10 protein-coding genes are annotated in these 18,130 nt (G+C 73.7%); 7 read left to right on the plus strand and 3 right to left on the minus strand.

What is annotated here, in order from left to right:
• Positions 1-29: 29 nt before the first annotated feature.
• From ACFWDI_RS10805 to ACFWDI_RS10815, 3 genes are all read right to left on the minus strand, one after another.
• Positions 30-1,292, minus strand: a complete 1,263-nt coding sequence (locus ACFWDI_RS10805) for an NAD(P)/FAD-dependent oxidoreductase (RefSeq protein ID WP_385302842.1) — start codon at positions 1,290-1,292, stop codon at positions 30-32.
• A gap of 140 nt (positions 1,293-1,432) precedes the next feature.
• Positions 1,433-2,773 (minus strand): deoxyguanosinetriphosphate triphosphohydrolase, encoded by a 1,341-nt coding sequence (locus ACFWDI_RS10810; protein ID WP_385302843.1) that lies wholly within the window; start codon positions 2,771-2,773, stop codon positions 1,433-1,435.
• Positions 2,774-2,821: 48 nt separating this feature from the next.
• Positions 2,822-3,763 (minus strand): sirohydrochlorin chelatase, encoded by a 942-nt coding sequence (locus tag ACFWDI_RS10815; protein WP_385302844.1) that lies wholly within the window; start codon positions 3,761-3,763, stop codon positions 2,822-2,824.
• A 150-nt stretch (positions 3,764-3,913) separates the two neighbouring features.
• Between ACFWDI_RS10815 and ACFWDI_RS10820 the strand changes: the two genes are divergently transcribed.
• The 7 genes from ACFWDI_RS10820 (at position 3,914) to ACFWDI_RS10850 (ending at position 18,019) form a co-directional block, all read left to right on the plus strand.
• Entirely contained in the window at positions 3,914-4,789 is an 876-nt protein-coding gene (locus tag ACFWDI_RS10820) for a DUF4132 domain-containing protein (RefSeq protein ID WP_385302845.1), read from the plus strand.
• A complete protein-coding gene (locus ACFWDI_RS10825; RefSeq protein WP_385302846.1) occupies positions 4,786-9,777 on the plus strand; it encodes a hypothetical protein in 4,992 nt (1,663 codons plus the stop codon). Before ACFWDI_RS10820 ends, ACFWDI_RS10825 begins: the two co-directional genes overlap by 4 nt.
• Positions 9,774-10,991, plus strand: a complete 1,218-nt coding sequence (locus ACFWDI_RS10830) for an AAA family ATPase (protein WP_385302847.1) — start codon at positions 9,774-9,776, stop codon at positions 10,989-10,991. Before ACFWDI_RS10825 ends, ACFWDI_RS10830 begins: the two co-directional genes overlap by 4 nt.
• Positions 10,978-14,646, plus strand: coding sequence for a DUF5682 family protein (locus tag ACFWDI_RS10835; protein ID WP_385302849.1), 3,669 nt, complete (start codon positions 10,978-10,980; stop codon positions 14,644-14,646). Before ACFWDI_RS10830 ends, ACFWDI_RS10835 begins: the two co-directional genes overlap by 14 nt.
• Positions 14,643-16,562 (plus strand): hypothetical protein, encoded by a 1,920-nt coding sequence (locus ACFWDI_RS10840; protein ID WP_385302852.1) that lies wholly within the window; start codon positions 14,643-14,645, stop codon positions 16,560-16,562. The genes ACFWDI_RS10835 and ACFWDI_RS10840 overlap by 4 nt, the downstream gene beginning before the upstream one ends.
• A gap of 188 nt (positions 16,563-16,750) precedes the next feature.
• Positions 16,751-17,365, plus strand: a complete 615-nt coding sequence (locus ACFWDI_RS10845; RefSeq protein ID WP_362681268.1) for an ElyC/SanA/YdcF family protein — start codon at positions 16,751-16,753, stop codon at positions 17,363-17,365.
• Positions 17,366-17,437: 72 nt separating this feature from the next.
• A complete protein-coding gene (locus ACFWDI_RS10850; protein WP_385302854.1) occupies positions 17,438-18,019 on the plus strand; it encodes a TIGR03086 family metal-binding protein in 582 nt (193 codons plus the stop codon).
• Positions 18,020-18,130: the final 111 nt, after the last annotated feature.

Consider the following 18,130-nt stretch of genomic DNA (forward strand, 5'->3'; position numbering starts at 1 on the left):
AAGTCTACGGTGGCGCTGTGACACTCCCGTCAGCTGTTGAGGGAAGTGAGCGGTACGGACGGGTCGCCGAGGGCCTCGGAGTCCACGGGTGTTCCGCTGCGGATCAGCTGCTGGATGGGATCGGTGACGTCCCACACATTGACGTTCATCCCGGCAAGCACCCTGCGGTCCTTCAGCCAGAACGCGATGAACTCCCGCTTTCCGACGTCGCCGCGGAGAACGACCTGGTCGTAGGAGCCGGGCGGCGCCCAGCCGGAATACTCCAGGCCCAGGTCGTACTGGTCGGAGAAGAAGTACGGGATGCGGTCGTACGAAACGTCCTGGCCGAGCATCGCGCGGGCGGCGGCGGGGCCGCCGTTGAGGGCGTTCGCCCAGTGCTCCACGCGCAGCCGGGAGTCGAGGAGCGGATGGTGGGCGGCCGCGACGTCGCCCGCGGCATAGATGTCGGGGTCGGAGGTGCGCAGGCCCGCGTCGACGGCGATACCGCCGCCGTGGCCCCGGTCGGCGAGCGCGAGGCCGGCGCTTTCGGCGAGTGCGGCGCGGGGGGCGGCGCCGATCGCGGCGAGGACGTCGTGGGCCGGGTGTTCCTCGCCGTCGTCGGTACGGACAGCGAGCACCATGCCGTCCTGCCCGGTGATCTCGGTCAGGCGGGCGCCGAAGTGGAAGCGGACACCGTGCTCACGGTGCAGCTCGGTGAAGACCTGGCCCAGCTCCGGGCCGATGACCCGGTGCAGCGGGGTGGCCTCCGGTTCGACGACGGTGACCTCGGCGCCGTAGCCGCGGGCGGCCGCCGCGACCTCCAGACCGATCCAGCCCGCACCCGCGATGACCAGCCTGCCGTTGTCGCGGCCCAGGGCCGTGAGCACCTGGCGCAGCCGGTCGGCATGGGCGAGGCGGCGCAGATGGTGGACGCCGGCCAGGTCGGTGCCGGGGATGTCGAGGCGGCGCGGCTCGGCGCCGGTGGCGAGCAGGAGTTTGTCGTAGTGGAGGACGGTGCCCTCGCCCATCCGTACGGACTTGGCGTCGCGGTCGATGGCGACGACGGTCTGGCCGAGGTGCAGTTCGACGTCGGCCTGCGCGTACCAGGCGGGTTCATGGACGAAGACGCTGTCGCGCTCCTCCTTGCCCGACAAATAGCCCTTGGACAGGGGCGGGCGTTCATAGGGGTGGTCGCGCTCGTCACCGATGAGGATCACTCGTCCGGTGAACCCTTCGGCGCGGAGGGTCTCGGCGGCCTTGGCTCCGGCCAGTCCACCGCCGACGATGACGAATGTCCGATGTGCGTCGACCACTTGATGCCTCCTCTTTGCTTCTACGCCGTTCAGCCTTCAGCGAGCGTCCCGCACGGAGCGTGATGGCGGAAGAGGGAGTGGTCCCCGGGCGTGCCATCTCGGACGTGCCGCCCAGGCGCCGCCAAGGCGCTCCGGGCTGCTCAGCGGCGGGCCGTGAGCTGGGTGTGGAGCGTACGCGCGGATGCGTCCGTGAGGGACGCGAGCTGGTCGACGATCACCCGCTTGCGCGCCCGGTCGTCCGGCGCGGCGACGAACAGGGCACGGAACTGCGGGTCGAGGCTCTCGGGGGCACGGGCCGTGAGCGCCTCGGCCAGCTCGGCCAGCACGATGCGCTGATCGGCGCGGATGGCCTCCTGTTCGGCGCGCTGCATGACATAGCGGTCGGCGACGGCCTTGAGTACCGCGCATTCGTTGCGGGTGGCGCGCGGGACGACCAGCTCGGCGGCGTACCGCGTGAGCCGCCCCGATCCGTACGCCTGACGTGTCGCGGCCTCGGCGGCGAGACAGAAACGGCCGATGAGCTGGCTCGTCGCGTCCTTCAGCCGGGCCTGTGCGACGGCCGAGCCGTCGTAGTGGTGCGGCCACCACTCCTGGCCGACGAGCCGGTCGAGGGCCTCGGCCAGCTCCTGCGGATCGGTGTCCTGAGGTACATACCGTCCGATCGCCACCGCCCAGATGTCGCTCCGCTCCGGCTCGGCGAGGAGGAGATGGGGGTCGAGATGGCCGGCGTGCAGACCGTCCTCGAAATCGTGCACGGAGTACGCCACGTCGTCGGACCAGTCCATGACCTGGGCCTCGAAACATTTGCGGTACGCCGGCGCGCCCTGGCGGGCCCATTCGAAGACCGGCAGATCGTCCTCGTACACGCCGAATTTGCCCGAGCCGGGATCGGTGGGGTGGCCGCCGCGCGGCCAGGGGTATTTGGTGGCGGCGTCCAGGGCTGCCCGGGTGAGGTTGAGGCCGACGCTGACCAGTTCGCCGCCCGCCGCGGCGGCGGATGATGTCACGGCCTCGCTGTGGACGAACCGCTTGGGCTCGATACGGGTCAGCAGCCGCAGCGACTGGGCATTGCCCTCGAAGCCGCCGCAGTCCTTGGCGAAGTCGTTGAGCGCCTGCTCGCCGTTGTGCCCGAAGGGCGGATGGCCCATGTCGTGGGCCAGGCAGGCGGCCTCCACCAGATCGGGGTCGCAGCCGAGCGCCGCGCCCAGTTCCCGTCCGACCTGGGCGCATTCCAGGGAGTGGGTGAGCCGGGTGCGCGGGCTGGCGTCCCATGCCTGGTTGCGCGTGCCGGGGGTCACCACCTGGGTCTTGCCGGCGAGGCGGCGCAGCGCGGAGGAGTGCAGCACGCGCGCGCGGTCCCGCTGGAAGGCCGTGCGGCCCGGACGCTTGTCGGGCTCGGTGGCCCAGCGCGCGGTGGCAGCCTCGTCGTACACGTCGTGGCCGGCGGGGTCGTATGAGGTGGTGCTGGTGGTGCCTTCCATGCACCGAAGGTAACCGGAGCCGGTGACAGCCGGGGGGCTGCGGGCGGGCTACGCCGGAGTGAGTTCGCGCCGCTGAGGGGCGTACGCAGTGGTCACGGCCTCGTCGTAACGCTGAAGCAGCAGCCGGGCCAGGGCCGGGTGCGCACCGAGCGGGGCGGCGGCGATCCAGGGCGCGACGGCGGCGCTGCGGGTGGCGAAGAGGCCGGGGGACGCGAAGTAGGAGGCGACGGCGATCCGGTGGCGGCCACGGGCGGTGAGCGCGCGCACGGCCGCCGGGACGGTGGGCGAGACGGCGGAGGCGTACGCGGGGACGACGGGCACGCCGCCGAGGCGCTCGCTGAGCTGGTCGGCGGTGCGGCGGGCGTCGGCGACCGAGTCCGGGTCACGGGATCCGGCGGCGGCCAGGACGACTCCGGCGCTGCGGCTGGTGCCGTCCTCGGGGCGCCAGCCCGCGTCGGCGAGACGGGAGCAGAGCACCTCGACGAGGAGGGGGTGCGGGCCGAGCGGGGCGGCTATGCGTATGTCCGCGCCGGGGACGGCCGCGGCGGCCTGCGGCAGATCGTGCTTGACGTGGTAGCCGCGGCTCAGCATCAGCGGTACAAGGACGGCTCTGGCTCCGCTCAGCCCGTCGCGCACCTCGCGCACCTCGCGGGTTTCGCGGGTTTCGCGGGTTTCGCCGCCGAGCGTGGCGAGCGTGGCGGAGAGCAGCGGCTCGTTCAGCTCGATGTGGCCGAGGCGGACATCGAGCCCGGGACGCAGTTCGCGGACCCGGTCGAGGAGCGTGGTCACGACGCGCAGGGCGCGCGGGTCGCGGCTGCCGTGGGCGACTGCGACGAGGGTGGGCGGCCGGTCGGTCGGGGGCATGGGCCTGCGGGTTCCGTTCAGTGTGACGTGGCTGAGCTGGGTGCCGAGCTGGGCCGTGATGCGCGTAAGAAGCTGCGCGGTGGTGTCGAGGGGCAGAGACTCACGAACGTGTGCCGACTCCGTCATGAACCGATCCTGACGGGCGCAGGTTGCCGGGTCGTTGCGTGAGGGTGACGGGTGTTTTCCACGGGCTCACCGGCTGCCCGGCGGCGTTGTCAGACCCGTCACCTACTGTGATCGACATCGGAACCGGAACGTCGGGGAGGCGGTCTTGCCATGGGCTGGATCGAGACGGAGAGCGGCGGATACGCCGTCACGTTGGACGGCACCAAGGTGCTGTGCAGGAACGCTGCCGGGCGCGCTTTGAAGCAAGTGCCGGCGAAACTGCGGGACGACGCCGAGGTCGTGCGGCTGCGGCAGCTGGCCGAGTGGCTGGAGCGGCACGAACGGGACTGCCGCGAGCAGGTGGACACCTGGCTGGTGCGCTCGCTGCCGGTGCCGGTGGGGCTGTTGGCCCGGGTGTGGCCGGACACGGCGTGGCAGACGGCGCTGCGCGATCTTGTGGTGGCACCGGTGGCGGCGGACGGGACGGCCGACATGGAGCGCGCCGGGTTTCTGCGGGACGCGGATGCGCAGAAGGGCGCGGGGATCGTCGATCTGGACGGCGACTCGGTGCGGCTGGACTGCGAGACCGTGCTGATCCCGCATCCCGTGCTCCTCGAAGACCTCGACGATCTGCGGGAGTTCGCGGTGGAGCTGGGGGTCGAGCAAGGCGTGGAGCAGTTGTTCCGCGAGGTGTGGCGGCGGCCCGAGGACGTGCGGGGCCACGACTGGCAGGCGTACGCCAACGGAAAGTTCGAGCAGCTGCGGCACGCCACGACGCGCGCGGTCTCGCTCGGCTACCGGGTGCGCGGCGGCCAGGCGGTCTGCCCTCTGGTGGAGGAAGGCCGGTCGCTCGAGGCGGCGTACTGGCTGGGGGACGACTATCCGGATCTGGAGGCGCTGACCGGCCCGCTGGAGTGGCGGGACAAGGACGGCCGGCGGCTGCCGCTCGCCGAGGTGGGGCCGGTCGCCTGGTCGGAGGGCGAGCGGATGGCCGCGCTGGTGTACGCGGGCCGGGTGGCCGCGGGTGACGAGGAGGGGCTGCTGTGAGCGGCGCGGGAAGCACGGCAGGGGGAACGGTGAACGGACTGCTGGAGGCCGGGGCGGTGCTGCCGCTCGGCGCGGACGACAGTGCGGGACCTGGCGACGAGGGACAGGTACAGGCTCAGGGCGACGAGCTGACGGCGCGGGCGTACGGACATCCGGCGCTCGATGGGCGCACGGTGGTGCGGCTGGTCCCGGAGGCGATCGGCCCCGCAGAGGATCTCGCCCTGGAGTATCTGGGCTTCGCCCCTTCCGGGTCGGCGCCGGTGGGACGGGTGAAGCGGCAGTCGCTCGGCTTCCCCGCCTGGACACTGGTCCACGACCCGGAGAACGGGCATCACGCGCTCGCCGTGGTCAAGGAGATGGAACGGCTCGCGCGGCTCGTCACGACCAAGCCGGGGCTCGCCAAGGAGGGCTTCGACGAGATCGGTGCGCGGCTGGACCGTTCCGTACCGCACTTCCTGCCGACCTTCTACGAGCAGGCGGCGCGGCTGTTCCTGGCCGCCGAGTCGCGGCAGCACGCCGCGGTGTTCTTCGGCAAGGCGCGGGCGGCGGAGCAGCGGCACGCACTGGCGGTCGACGAGGAGCGGCTGCGGGAGGTCTTCCTGGAGTTCGCGGGTGCGGGCGCACTGAGCGGCAAGGCGCTGCGGGAGTACGCCAAGGGGCTGGCGGCCCGGCTGGCGTCACCGGAGGCGTACGCGCAGTTCAGGACGGTGTCGCTGGAGCGGTGCGCGGCCGGACTCACTCCGTACGCGGGCATGGTGGAGGATCTGCGGCGCCTCGCGAAGGGCGCGGGTCTGGACGCGGCCGCCGAGGAGCGTGCGCTGATCGCGGAGATCATCCACACCGGGGCGATGAACCGCGCGGCGGCGAGCTTCTGGAAGTCGGCGCTGCCGGCCCTGGCTCATATCGCAGCCGAGGATATGGCGGTACGGGAGCGGCTGCTGGCGCTGCTGCCGGCGGTGGGGGGCGACAGCCCGGCGGAGTTCGACGAGGCCTGGCTGTCGCTGCTGGACCGGTGCGGGGCCATCGGGCTGCTGCTGGACGGGACGGTTCCGGCGGCCGAGTGGCTGTCGGCCTGGGCCAGGCACCGGCAGCGGGGCTGGCGCGGCATGAAGCGGCTCGCGGCCGAACTGGCCCTGGTGGAGCGGTTGGCGGACCGGCTGGTCGCGGACGGCACACCGCTGCAGCTACTGCGCGGCGGCGGCTGGCGCACCACCGTCGACCTGGATCTCCTCGACGCGTGTCTGGCCCTGGGGGTGCCGGTCGAGGCGCCGTCGGACGCGATGGAGAACCTGGAGCTGGGGCCGTGGCTGTCCGACGAGGGTGAGGGGCGCAGGGATCTGACGGCGCTGGCTGCCGATTCACGGTTTGCGCCGCTGCTGCGTGGCGGCGTGGAGCGGGCGGCCGGCACCAACGAGGCGTCGGCGCAGCTGAACCGGATCGCGGACCATCCGGCGCTGCGCGCGGTGCTCGCGGGCTGGTTGGCCGACCGGGCCGAGGATCTGTCGCAGCCGCTCGGACTGCCGGGTCTTGACGGCCTGTTGGGCCGGCTGACGAAGTTCTCCGCACCGTCCGTCCTGGCGGCGGCGCCCGAGGCCGTGGACCGTATCGCCGCCGTCTCCCCGGCCGGTGCGCTGGCCCGCACACTGCGCGCGGGCATTCTCGACGAGCTGGGCTGGCCCGCGCTGGAGGAGGCGCTTCCGGAGCTCGGCAAGGTCAATCCCATGGCCTCCGGGCAGCGGCACGGCTATCTGGCCGACGAGTGGTACCGGCTCGCGGACGCCTGGCCCGCGCTGGTCGTCCGGGTCGGGACGCGCGTCGCGGCGGTGGGGCCGAACGGCGTGCTGGACCGGCAGACACTCACGCTGCCGGTGCGGTCGTCGTCCTCCTGGGATGTGCCGACGGTCCGCTATGTGGGCGGCCAGTGGCTGGTCGCCAACGGCCATGGCGCCGACCGGCGGGCGCGCTGGTCGGGACGGCCCGCCGAGGTGTTCAAGCCGGACGGCGACCTGAGGGACCACTGGACCTCGTTCCAGAATCCGACGCTGGCACTGCCCGACGGCAGCCGCACCTTCGGCGGGCGGCCCGTCCACGCGGGCGACACCTCGTTCGCGGCGGAGCAGCGGCCGGTCGCCTCGGACGGCATCTCGGTGTGGGTGCTGCACCAGGGCCAGTGGTGGGACTACGACCCCGAGTCGGCCCGCAGGGGCCGGATCTCGCTGCCGGCCTTCTTCGACTCGGCGCTCGCCGAAGGAGCGGGCAGCGCGCACGGACAGTGCAGCCTGCTGGAGAGGGCCTGCCGGCTGCTGCCCGTACAACCGGGCCTGGAGTCCTCGCCGTTCGGCAGCAAGGACGGGCTGCTCGGCTGGTGGGTGCGGTACGACGCGCAGGCGCGGACGCTCACCGCCTGCTCGGTGGACGGCAGCCGCAGTCCGGCGGTGGAGCTCCCGCGAGGCAGCAGCGTCGAGCACCTCACGCACGGCATTCCGCTGCCGCCGCTGCGGCTGCCGGGCGGGGCCGCACTGCATCCGCGCGAGTCGCGCGGCTTCGACGGGCAGCTCGCGCTGTACGACTCCGAGGGCATCTGCCTGGCCATGTTCAAGGAGGGCGACCGGGGCGGGGCACACGCGGCGGGTACACCGCTGGTTCCGCCGATCGCCTACTGGCATGCGCTGCGGCCGCGCGACGAGCGGGGTTCGGCGGCTCTGCGGGCGGTGACGGAGGCGGACGCGAAGGCACTTCTGAGCGCTGTCTCGGACGGTGCGAAGCCGGACGCGGCCGTACGGAGACTGCTGCCGGAGGTCACCCATCCCGGGCTGGTCGCGGGCGTGGCCGGTCTGGTCGAGGAGGCGGTACGGCACGGCAAGCGCATCGGTGTGTTCGCCGAGCGGGCGGCCAAGGAGCGGCAGAAGCCGGACGCGGCCGAGGCGCAGGAGCAGCGGGTACGGCATGCGCTCGACGGCGCGCTGCGCGAAGCATTCGACGGCTTCATGGGCTCCCGGCACTTCTATGGCCACCACCGCTACTGGGAGCGGGACACCACCACGTGCGTGAACCAACTCCGGTTGCTGCAACGGGTGCTGGCACCTGAGACCGGCGCCGGGAAGGTGCCGCTGACGGGCACCGGCGTGGGGTGGCTGACGCTTCCGGGGCCCGGTATGTCGGCGCTCGCCGTACGTGCGGCCTCCCCGACGACGAGTGAGACGGACCGCGCGGCGCTGCTGGAGTTCCTCGACGCGGTGCTGGAGGTACGGGCGGACGGCGACGCGGTACTCGTCGATCCGCGCGGACGGCTGCGGATCGTGCAGCTGCGGATCGCGCGGCCCTCCCACAGCGATCAACTGCTGGGTGAGGTCCGGCACTCGGGGGCGCGGCGGCTGCTGATCGTCGCCTGTCAGCGGATCGAGGACAAGTACGCGTACTGGAACGGCATCGAGTACGACCCGGCCGGGGCCTTCGGCGCCTGGGACGACTTCACGCTCGCCGAGTCGGATGTGCTGGGCGCGGCCGACGATCCGCTGCGGGCGGCCTCGGTGCGCCGGATGGTGGACGGGATACGGGAACACGGCCCGCTGCAGTACCGGCCGGAGCAGGCACAGGAGTTCGCCGAGGAGGTCGGCGTCGGCGCGGTCACGGGTGCGCTGCTGCTGCTCGGGCTGCCGGGCGTCACCACGTACGGCCGGCACGGGCTGCTCTCCGCCGAGTATCTGGCGCCGCTGGGAGCGAAGAGCGCCGAGGCGCAGGCCGGGCGAGGAGTGCTGGGCTCGCTGTCACCCGCGGAACGGCAGCTGTACACCGGTCTGTTGGTTCCGGCCGAGGCACAGCGGGTGGCGGAGCTGTGGACGAAGGGGTTCGATCTGGAGCCGCTCACCCGGGCCTGGCTGGCGGCGCGCGGCAAGCGGCGCGTCGCGCCCGCCTGGCTGATCACACGGGCGGTGGCCGAGATCGGGACAGGACCGATCCTCGACCACGCGCTCAACCCCGAGGCGAAGACCGAGCTCACCGGCCGTACCGAGCAGCGGCACGGCGACGACGGGCTGGTCCCGGCGGAGCCGGAGAAGCTGCTCACCGGATCCACGCTGAGTACTTATGTGGCCATGTTGCGCTGGCTCGCGTACCGGCTGCCGTACGGCGATCCGCTGCGCGCGGTCCTGCCGGTCACGCTGCGGATGGTGCGTGAGCGGCTCGCCGACCCCGGGCTGCTGCTGGACCTCGGCGTGGACTGGGACACGGAGGGCAGCGCGACCTCGGTGCGGCTGCGGGAGGCGTATGGACTGCCGCTGAAGCGCGACAGTGCGAAGGACGGGCTGGTCGAGGTCTCGGACGCGGTGGTGCTTGCGCCGATGCGGTACCGCTCGGAGTGGGATTCGGTGTGGGTGCGGTCGGCGGCCCTCGTGGACGGCGCGAGCGGAGGTCCGGACCATCCGGCGCTGAAGCAGCTGGCCGCGACGGCGGGCGAGAAGCCGGCGCTGAAGGCGCTGCGTACGGTGCTGAGCGAGGAGTTCACGGCGCTGGTCACGGCCGACGGGCAGGCGGGGGCGGCGCAGTATCCGCCGCACAGCGTGCCGGAGCTGGTGACAGCGGCGGCGGAGCGGTTCGGCCTCTCCGAGGACGCGGCCGCGCTCTATCTGATGCTGCTGGCCCTGCCCGATCCGACCGACCGCAATCAGGCGGAGTGGACCGGCTGGAAGCCTGCCCGGCTCAAGAAGGCGCGGGCCGAACTGGCCGCCACCGACCTGGTGGTGGAGGCAAAGCGGGCGCGCGCCGGGCGTTCGCTCTTCCTGCCCGGCGGCTGGCTGGAGCAGAAGACACCGCGGCTGCCGGCGGAGAGCTGGAAGACGGCGATCGTGCCGTGGGATCTGTACGGCTTCGTGGTGCCGGACCGTCCGGTGGCGCAGCTGTACGCGGCGGCATGGCGGCGGGTCGTGGAAGGCGATGCGCCGGGGTTCGAGGAGTTCAAGGGACGTGGCGGCAGAGGAGGTTCGCGATGAGCGCGGGCGCGGGGAGCAGGGTCGCGAAGAGCAAGGTCGCGAAGAGCAGCGTCGCGGGAGGCGCGGCGCGGCAGGTGGAGCTGCCGGAGGACCGGTACGGCGAGGAGCTGAGCTTCCTCGCTGCGTACGACGGCGGGCCGAGGCCGCCGGGATGGCGGATGACGCCACGCGCGGCGGTGCTGTTCGTCTGCGGTTCCGACGGCGAGCCGCTGCGGACGGCGGAGGGGCAGCAGCTGGTCGTTTCACGGAAGTTCGTGGGTGACCGGGCACTGGTCGAGCGGTGTGTGGTGACACTCGCGGGCGAGCGGGGGCTGCTGCTCGTCGGCGAGCCGGGCACGGCCAAGTCCATGCTCTCCGAACTGCTGGCCGCAGCCGTGTGCGGCAGCAGCACGCTCACCGTGCAGGGAACGGCCGGCACCACCGAGGACCAGCTCCGCTACGGCTGGAACTACGCGATGCTCCTCGCCAAGGGGCCGAGCCGCGAGGCCCTCGTGCCCTCTCCGGTGCTGACCGCGATGACACGGGGCGCGGTCGCCCGGATCGAGGAGGTCACCCGCTGTCTGCCCGAGGTGCAGGACGCACTGGTCTCGCTGCTCTCCGAGCGCCGGATGTCCGTGCCGGAACTGGCAGGACTCACGGGCGGGGACGGCACCGAGGGGACGGAGGGAGCGGACGGGACCGTGCACGCCGTGCCCGGCTTCACGCTGATCGCCACGGCCAACCTCCGTGACAAGGGCGTCTCGGAGATGTCCGCCGCGCTGAAGCGCCGCTTCAACTTCGAGGAGGTCGGCCCGATCGGCGACCTCGACGCCGAGACGGAGCTGGTGCGCGGGCAGGCCACGGCGGCGCTGGCGCGTTCCGGCGCACCGTTCGGGGTGGACGAGACGGTGCTGGAGGCGCTGGTGACGGCCTTCCGGGATCTGCGGACCGGGCGCAGCGCGGAGGGCTGGGAGGTCGAGCGGCCGTCGACGGTCATGTCGACGGCGGAGGCGGTCCATGTGGCCACGTCGATGGGGCTTGGTGCGGCGTATCTGAGCGACGGGCGGGATGTCGTACGCACACTGCCGGGGCATCTCCTCGGCACGGTGCGCAAGGACGACCCGGCCGACCACGCACGGCTGTTGGGGTACTGGGACGGGCCGGTGCGGCGGCGGGCCGAGGGCGGCGCACCGCTGTGGCGGACGCTGTGGGAGCTGCGCGATGAGCTCACCTGAGCAGGCCCCTGAGCAAGCTCCGGAGGAAGCGCTGGCTGAACTTGCCGGGTGCCGTGACCCGTATCTGATCGGGGTGCGGCACCATTCCCCCGCGCTCGCGGCGGCCGTGCCCGCGCTGCTGGCTCAGGCGGCGCCGGAGGTGCTGTTCATCGAGCTGCCGGAGGAGTTCGCGCCGTGGTTGCAGCACCTTGCCGACCCGGCGACGGTGCCGCCGGTCGCGCTGGCGGGCAGCGGGGGCGAAGGTGGCGCCGGTCCGGTGTTTCTGCCGTTCGCGGAGTTCTCGCCGGAGCTGGCGGCGATCCGCTGGGCGTGGGAGGCGGGCGTGGAGGTGGTGCCGTTCGATCTCCCGCTGGCGGAGCGAGGTCCTGCCGACGAGGAGGCGCGGGAGGCAGGTCCCGGTGCGGGCTCGCTCACGGCGGCGCTGCGTGCGAGAGCCGGTGGCCGGCCGGGCGACGACCTGTGGGACCGGCTGGTCGAGGCGACGGCTCCCGGCTCCGGGCCCGAAGCGCTGCGGCGTGCCGCACTGCTGGTGGGGTGGGCACTGCGGACAGACGCGGGTGCGGGTGCGGTGGATCCGTACGACCTGCGGCGCGAGGCGAACATGCGTCGCCGGCTGGCGGATCCCGCGCATGCGGGGCGACGCGCGGCCGCGGTGATCGGCGCGTTTCACGCGCCCGCGCTGACGGCGGGCTCCGGTGCCGAGAGCGGCCTGCCCCAGTCACCTCGGCCGGGTGGCGCCGAGGTCGTCACCTCGCTGGTGCCGTACTCGTACGCGCTGCTCGACGAGCGTTCCGGCTACCCCGCAGGCATCCGGGACCCGGAGTGGCAGCGCGGTGTTTTCCACGCGGCGGGCGATCCCGGCCTGCTGGACGACCTGCTGACCTCCACCGCCGTACGGATATGTGCGGCTGTACGGGATGCCGGTCACCCGAGCGGGCCCGCCGATGCCCGCGAAGTGGTCCGCGTCGCCCGGGACCTGGCGTCGCTGCGCGGGCTGCCGGCGGCCGGGCGGGGCGAGCTGGCGGAGGCCGCGCAGACCGTGCTCACGCAGGGCCGGCTGCTGGGGCGGGGCCGCGTGGTGGCCGCCGCCATGGAGCGGGTGCTGGTCGGGCGACGGCAGGGGCGGCTGGCGCCGGGGACACCGCGTTCCGGGCTCGGGCCCGCCGTCGAGACGCTGCTCGGCGAGCTGAAGCTGCCCGTGCCGGACGCTCCCGAGCGGCGCGAGCTGCGCCTGGACATGCTCCGCTCCGAGCTCGACCGGCGCCGCGAGATCACTCTGCGACGGCTCGCGGTCTGCCGCGTCCCGTACGGCGAGGAGTCCGCGGTCGCGGGAGTCGGCGACGCCGCCGCGCTGACCACACGCTGGGCCGTCGCCTGGTCTCCGTCGACGGCCGCGATGCTCGATGTGGCGGGCCTGCACGGGGTGACCATCGAGCAGGCCGCCGCCGGAGTGCTGCGGCAGCGGCGCGCCGATGAGCGGCGGCAGGGCGGCCCGACCGCCGCCGAGGTCGTCGACGGGCTGGCGGAGGCCGCGCGGTGCGGCCTGCCGGACCTGGCGGCGGAGCGGCTGGCGGAGTCCGCCGAACTGCTTCCGGCCACCGGAACGCTGCCCGAACTGCTTGCCGGAATGGACCTGTTGGACGGGATCAGATCCGGCCATCTGCCGGGGCTCGACGCCGGATGGGAGCGGGACGCCGTCGACGCGGCGTACGAGGAACTGGCCGCGGCGGGGGTCCGCGCGCTCGACGGCCTCGCGGGCTCCACCGCACCGGACGACGCCCGCGCCCTCGTCGCGCTCGCCTGCCAGGCCGCCGGGGTGGGCGGCGGCCTGCGCCTCGCCGACGCGCTGGCCCGGCTGGATTCGGGGGCGACACCGCTGATGCGGGGCGCGGCGGGCGCGGCACGGGTGCTGCTGGGTCAGCGGGACCCGGGAGAGTTCGGGGAGCGCCTGGCCTCCCGCGCGGACGGCGCGACCTCGCGGGAACTGCGCGCGGGGCTGGCGGAGTTCCTGCGCGGGACACTGCTCGCGGCGGGCCCGCTGCTGGAGACGGGCAAGGCGCTGGACCCGCTGCTGGAGCGGGTGGAGTCGCTGCCCGACCGGGAGTTCCTGAACCGGCTGCCCGCACTGCGGGCGGGCTTCGACACGCTCGCGCCCGCGGCCCGTTCCCGGCTGCTGTCGGTGGTGGAGGACCGCACCGGTACGGCCGCCGGCACCCTCCAGGGGCCGGTGACGGACCCGGCGACGCTGGCCCTGCTGGCGACGGCGGACCTGGCGGGCAGGGAGGCACTGGCGGCAAGAGGCCTGACCCGGGAGGCCCAGGTCCGGGAGGGCCGGTCCGAGGCGACTGCGGGACGGGGCACGTTGGGTGCGCCGGCTCCGGAGCATCGGAGCCTTGGTGCTCCGGTGGACGGTGACCCGGGGGCCGGACCGGACGGTGCCCCGGGGGCCGGGGCGGCCGGTGCCCCGGGGGCCGGGGCGGCCGGTGCCCCGGGGGCCGGACCGGACGGTCCTGAGGAAAAGGGTGCGGGCGTCGGGCCGGTGGCCGGGGAGCGGTGGCGGTTGCTTCTCGGGCGGGGGCGGGAGTTGACGGGAGACGCCGCGCGAGTTGCCGCCGCGCTCGACGAGTTGTACGGGCACGGGCGGGGCGAGGGCTCCCGTGGCGAGGACGGTGACGGTCTCGGGGGCGGCGGCGGGAGCGAGGCTCCGTACCCCGATGTACGGGCCTGGTCGGACGAGCTCACCGCGCTCTTCGGGCCCGGCGTCCGCGAAGAGGTGCTCGCCGCTGCCGCCGACGCCGGCCGGCTCGATGCCGCACTCGAGCTCGACCCCGCATCGGCCCGCCCATCCGTGGAGCTGCTGCGCACCGTCCTGTCCTACGCGGGCGGTCTCCCCGAGCAGCAGCTCGCCCGTCTGCGGCCCCTGGTGGCCCGGCTCGTACGGGAGTTGACCGAGGCCCTCGCCAACCGGCTGCGCCCCGCGCTCACCGGCCTGGCCCATCCGCGCCCCACCCGTCGCCCCGGCGGCCCGCTCGACCTCCCGCGCACCCTGCGCGCGAACCTGGCGACCGCCCGCCGCGACCCGGACACCGGCACGGTCACGGTCCTCCCGGAGCGGCCCGTCTTCCGCACCCGGGCCCGCAGGTCGGCCGACTGGCGGCTGGTCCTCGTCGTCGACGTGTCGGGCTCGATGGAGGCCTCGACGATCTGGTCCGCGCTCACCGCGTCCGTACTGGCCGGAGTCCCCGCCCTGAGCACGCATTTCATCGCCTTCTCCACCGAGGTGCTCGACCTCACCGACCAGGTGGACGATCCGCTGAGCCTGCTCCTGGAGGTACGCGTCGGCGGTGGCACGAGCATCGCGCGCGGCCTGCGCCACGCGCGCGAGCTGGTGACGGTGCCGTCACGCACGCTCGTCGTCCTGGTGAGCGACTTCGAGGAGGGCGGACCGGTCGGCCCCCTGCTGTCGGAGGTACGGACGCTGGTCGACGCGGGCTGCCATGTCCTGGGCTGCGCCTCGCTGGACGACGAGGGCAGGCCGCGTTACTCGGCGGGCGTGGCGGGCCGGCTGGTGGCTGCGGGCATGCCGGTCGCGGCACTCAGTCCCCTGGAGCTGGCCCGCTGGGTCGGCGAGCGCGTAGGAGGTACGCACCGGTGACCACAACACCCTCTACGGGACTGCCTTCCGGACCCTCGGGGCTGCCTCCAGTGACCGCCGAGGTGGCGGCCGGGGCTCTCGACCTGCTCCCGGCACGGCTGCGCAAGCGCCTCGACGGCGCCGTGGCAAAGGTGTCCGGCCGGCCGGTGGAGGCCACGCCGGACGGTGTCCTCGTCCGGGTGGACGAGGACACCGCGGTGACCTTGAAAGTCACGAACGGGATCGTGGCGCGGGCGGACGACGCGGTATGCGGCTGTCTGCTGGCCCCGGCCTGCCTGCATCGCGCGGCGGTCCTCTCGCTCGCGCCACTCGCGGAGGACACGGCGCCGCCCGGGGCCCCGGACGCGGCACCACCGAAAACCCCGGAGGCGGAAGCCGCGGCGCCCACGGGCAGCACCATCGCCCCCGCCCCCGCCGGCACCAGCACCAGCACCAGCACCAGCACCAGCACCAGCACCAGCACCAGTCTCGGCACCAATCGGTCGACCGCCCTCCACACCCTCCGCGCCGCCGCAACAGCGGTTCTCGTCACGGGAGTTACGGGCTCCGGCGCCGTTCACCGCGCCGAGCTGCTGCATGCCGCGCACTCCGCGCGGCTCGCCGGGCTCCAGCTGCACTCCGCCGCCGCGGTACGGATCGCACGCCGGCTGGGCGAGGCGCGCTCCGAGGATCCGGCGTTCCGGCTGCCCGAGCTCTCCGCCGAGCTCGCGGAGCTGCTCGATCTCGTACAGCGGCCGGCCGACGCCGTCACCCCCGCGCGCCGCGCCTACCGGCCGGCCAAACCCCTGCGCCTGTACGGCCTGTTCACCGAACCGGTCGTCACCGCGTCCGGCTATGCGGGCGCGACCACGTACGCCGTCGCACCGGACGGCACCCTCCGCACGGTCTCGGACGTGGCGCCCGGCGGCCCGGAGCGGGCGGTCCAGGCGGCGGGCTCGCCGGTGCCGGGCGGCTGTGCGCTGCCGTTGCGGGCGTGGGGCGACGGCGGCGGGGTGATCCTGACCGGCCCGACCGTCTCACCGGACGGCCGGATCGGCGGCGGCGCCCGGCTCCGTTCCGTACGAGCGGCGGGCGCACAATGGCACGAGTCGCCGCTCGACGCGCTGTGGCAGCGGCCGCCCGCGGCTCAACTCGCGGCCGCACTCGACTGGCTGGCGGAACCGGCCGACGACCGCACGGCGGGCGGCGATCTGCTCTTCCTCACCGGGACGGTCTGCGGTGGCGGGTTCCGCGTCGTCGGCGGCCCGGCGCTGCAGCTGCTCGCCCCGGACGAGCGCCCGGAACTGCCGTACGCGGAGAATCTGCGTCTGCTCGCCTCGCGCCCCGGACTCGCGCTGCGGCTGATCGCCCGAGCCGTTCCCGACCGGCCGGGCGGCGTCCATGCCCTCGCCGCTGCCTGGACGGGCCACGACGGCGAGAGCGTCCGCGCGGACCTGGGTTTGCGGCGGCTGAACCGTTCCCATGTACCGGCGCATATACCGGCGCCCGTACCGACCCAGACCGATCCACTGCACCTCGTCGCCGCCGCGCCGCCCGCGCTGCCGGTGGAGTTGGATCTGCTGCGCCGCGCGGTGGACCGTACGGTCGCGGGCGGCCGCGCCGTCACCGCAGCATCGGCCGACGGCGAACTCCCGCGCCGCCTGCGCGCGGTGGGCCTCGCCACGGGCGCCGACTGCGCCCTGTCCCTGGCCGAAACGGCAGCCGACCGCCGCCACGACGCACTGGGCCGACTGCTGCCCGCCGACCCGGACGCCTTCGCGGCAGCCTGGCTCGCGGCCGCGGTCTACACCTCGGCGGCGGTCAGGTCGCTGCTGTCGGCCGCATGGTCGGCGACGGGCCCGGACCACGACACGAGGGCGATCTCCGGCACCGTGGACCGAACCGTTGCGCCCCGATCCGCGTCTGACCAGGCGTGAAGGCATCCCGCACATCGAAGGCATCGCAGGCGCCCAAGACGTCGAAAGCACCGAAAGCACCGAAAGCACCGAAAGCACCGAAAGCAGCCAAGGCGCCGAAGCCGTCCAAGGCATCAGGACTGAAGCTGCTGCGACTCCCGAAGCTGCCGCGCGCCCGGCGCACCCAGCGACGGTTCGTGCAGACGGTCATGCTCGCGTGCGTGTTCGCGCTCGCGCCCGCGACCTGGATGCATGCCGTCGCCGACAGCCGGGTCCGCACCGTCGCCGAGGTGCCCGCGCAGGATGTCGCCGTCGTCTTCGGGGCCGGGCTGTGGAAGGGCCGGCCCACGCCGTACCTCGCGCACCGGCTCGACGCCGCCGCCGAGTTGTACCGGGCGGGCAAGGTCAAGGTCGTGCTGGTCACCGGCGACAACAGCAGGGTCGAGTACGACGAGCCGGATGCCATGCGGACGTATCTCACCGCCCGCGGAGTACCGGGTGGGCGGATCGTCAGCGACTACGCCGGCTTCGACACCTGGGACTCGTGCGTCCGCGCCAAGAAGATCTTCGGCGTGGAGCGGGCGGTCCTGGTGACGCAGGGCTTCCACATCCGGCGGGCCGTCGCGCTCTGCCAGGCGGCCGGGGTCGAGTCGTACGGTGTCGGGGTCGCCGAGCCCCATGACGCGACCTGGTACTACGGCGGGACGCGGGAGATGTTCGCCGCCGGCAAGGCGGCGCTGGACGCCACGCTCACGCCCGATCCGCAATTCCTCGGCGCCAAGGAGCGCGGTGTGAAGGAAGCACTGGCCGCAGCGGCAGGGTGACACGCTGCGACACGAGCCTCACGGCGGCCGACCGACTCGCGTCGGCATCCGCGGCGCGCGACAGTGAGCCGTATGGAAAACCATGTGGCAATCCTCCTCACCCGGCACACCGAAGCGCTCGCGCTCTTCACCGAGCGCGTGCATGCCGTAGGGGCCGACCAGTGGGACGCTCCGACGCCCTGTACCGACTGGTCCGTACGCGATGTCGTCAACCACCTCACCGTGGAACAGCTCTGGGTGCCCGCCCTGGTGACCGACGGATCGAGCGTCGAGGAGGTCGGCGACACGTACGAGGGGGATGTGCTCGGCAAGAAACCGAAGGCCACCTGGGACGCCGCCGCACGCGCCGCACGCAATGCCTTCGCGGCCCCGGGCGCGCTGGAGCAGACCGTACAGCTGTCGTACGGGGAGACACCGGCCGTCGCGTACTGCGCACAGATGATCACGGACGCCGTGGTGCACACCTGGGACCTGTCCCGTGGGATCGGGGCGCAGGAGCAGCTGCCGGCCGCGCTGGTGAGCTTCGCGCTCGACGAAGTCACGCCGTACGCGTCGGGCCTGTCGAAGTCCGGCCTGTTCGCCCCGCCCATCGAGCCGCCGCCGGGCGACGGCCACCAGACCAGGCTGCTGGCCCTGCTGGGCCGGCGCGCCTGAAAGAGGGCGAGGCGCCTCACGAGACGGGCGGGCGCGCTCGGAGCCGGGCGTACCCGGACCGTAATCCGGGGCGTCCGCCCGCGTAACACGGGCGTCGCACGCTGGCGCTAT

This window comes from Streptomyces sp. NPDC060064 (assembly GCF_042736455.1).
Classification (GTDB): domain Bacteria; phylum Actinomycetota; class Actinomycetes; order Streptomycetales; family Streptomycetaceae; genus Streptomyces.

What these genes read in the sequence shown, in the direction of transcription:
- ACFWDI_RS10810 (WP_385302843.1), bottom strand. Translation starts at nt 2,773, where the DNA reads ATGGAAGGCACCACCAGCACCACCTCATACGACCCCGCCGGCCACGAC.
- ACFWDI_RS10815 (WP_385302844.1), bottom strand. Translation starts at nt 3,763, where the DNA reads ATGACGGAGTCGGCACACGTTCGTGAGTCTCTGCCCCTCGACACCACC.
- ACFWDI_RS10820 (WP_385302845.1), top strand. Translation starts at nt 3,914, where the DNA reads ATGGGCTGGATCGAGACGGAGAGCGGCGGATACGCCGTCACGTTGGAC.
- ACFWDI_RS10830 (WP_385302847.1), top strand. Translation starts at nt 9,774, where the DNA reads ATGAGCGCGGGCGCGGGGAGCAGGGTCGCGAAGAGCAAGGTCGCGAAG.
- ACFWDI_RS10835 (WP_385302849.1), top strand. Translation starts at nt 10,978, where the DNA reads ATGAGCTCACCTGAGCAGGCCCCTGAGCAAGCTCCGGAGGAAGCGCTG.
- ACFWDI_RS10845 (WP_362681268.1), top strand. Translation starts at nt 16,751, where the DNA reads ATGCTCGCGTGCGTGTTCGCGCTCGCGCCCGCGACCTGGATGCATGCC.
- ACFWDI_RS10850 (WP_385302854.1), top strand. Translation starts at nt 17,438, where the DNA reads ATGGAAAACCATGTGGCAATCCTCCTCACCCGGCACACCGAAGCGCTC.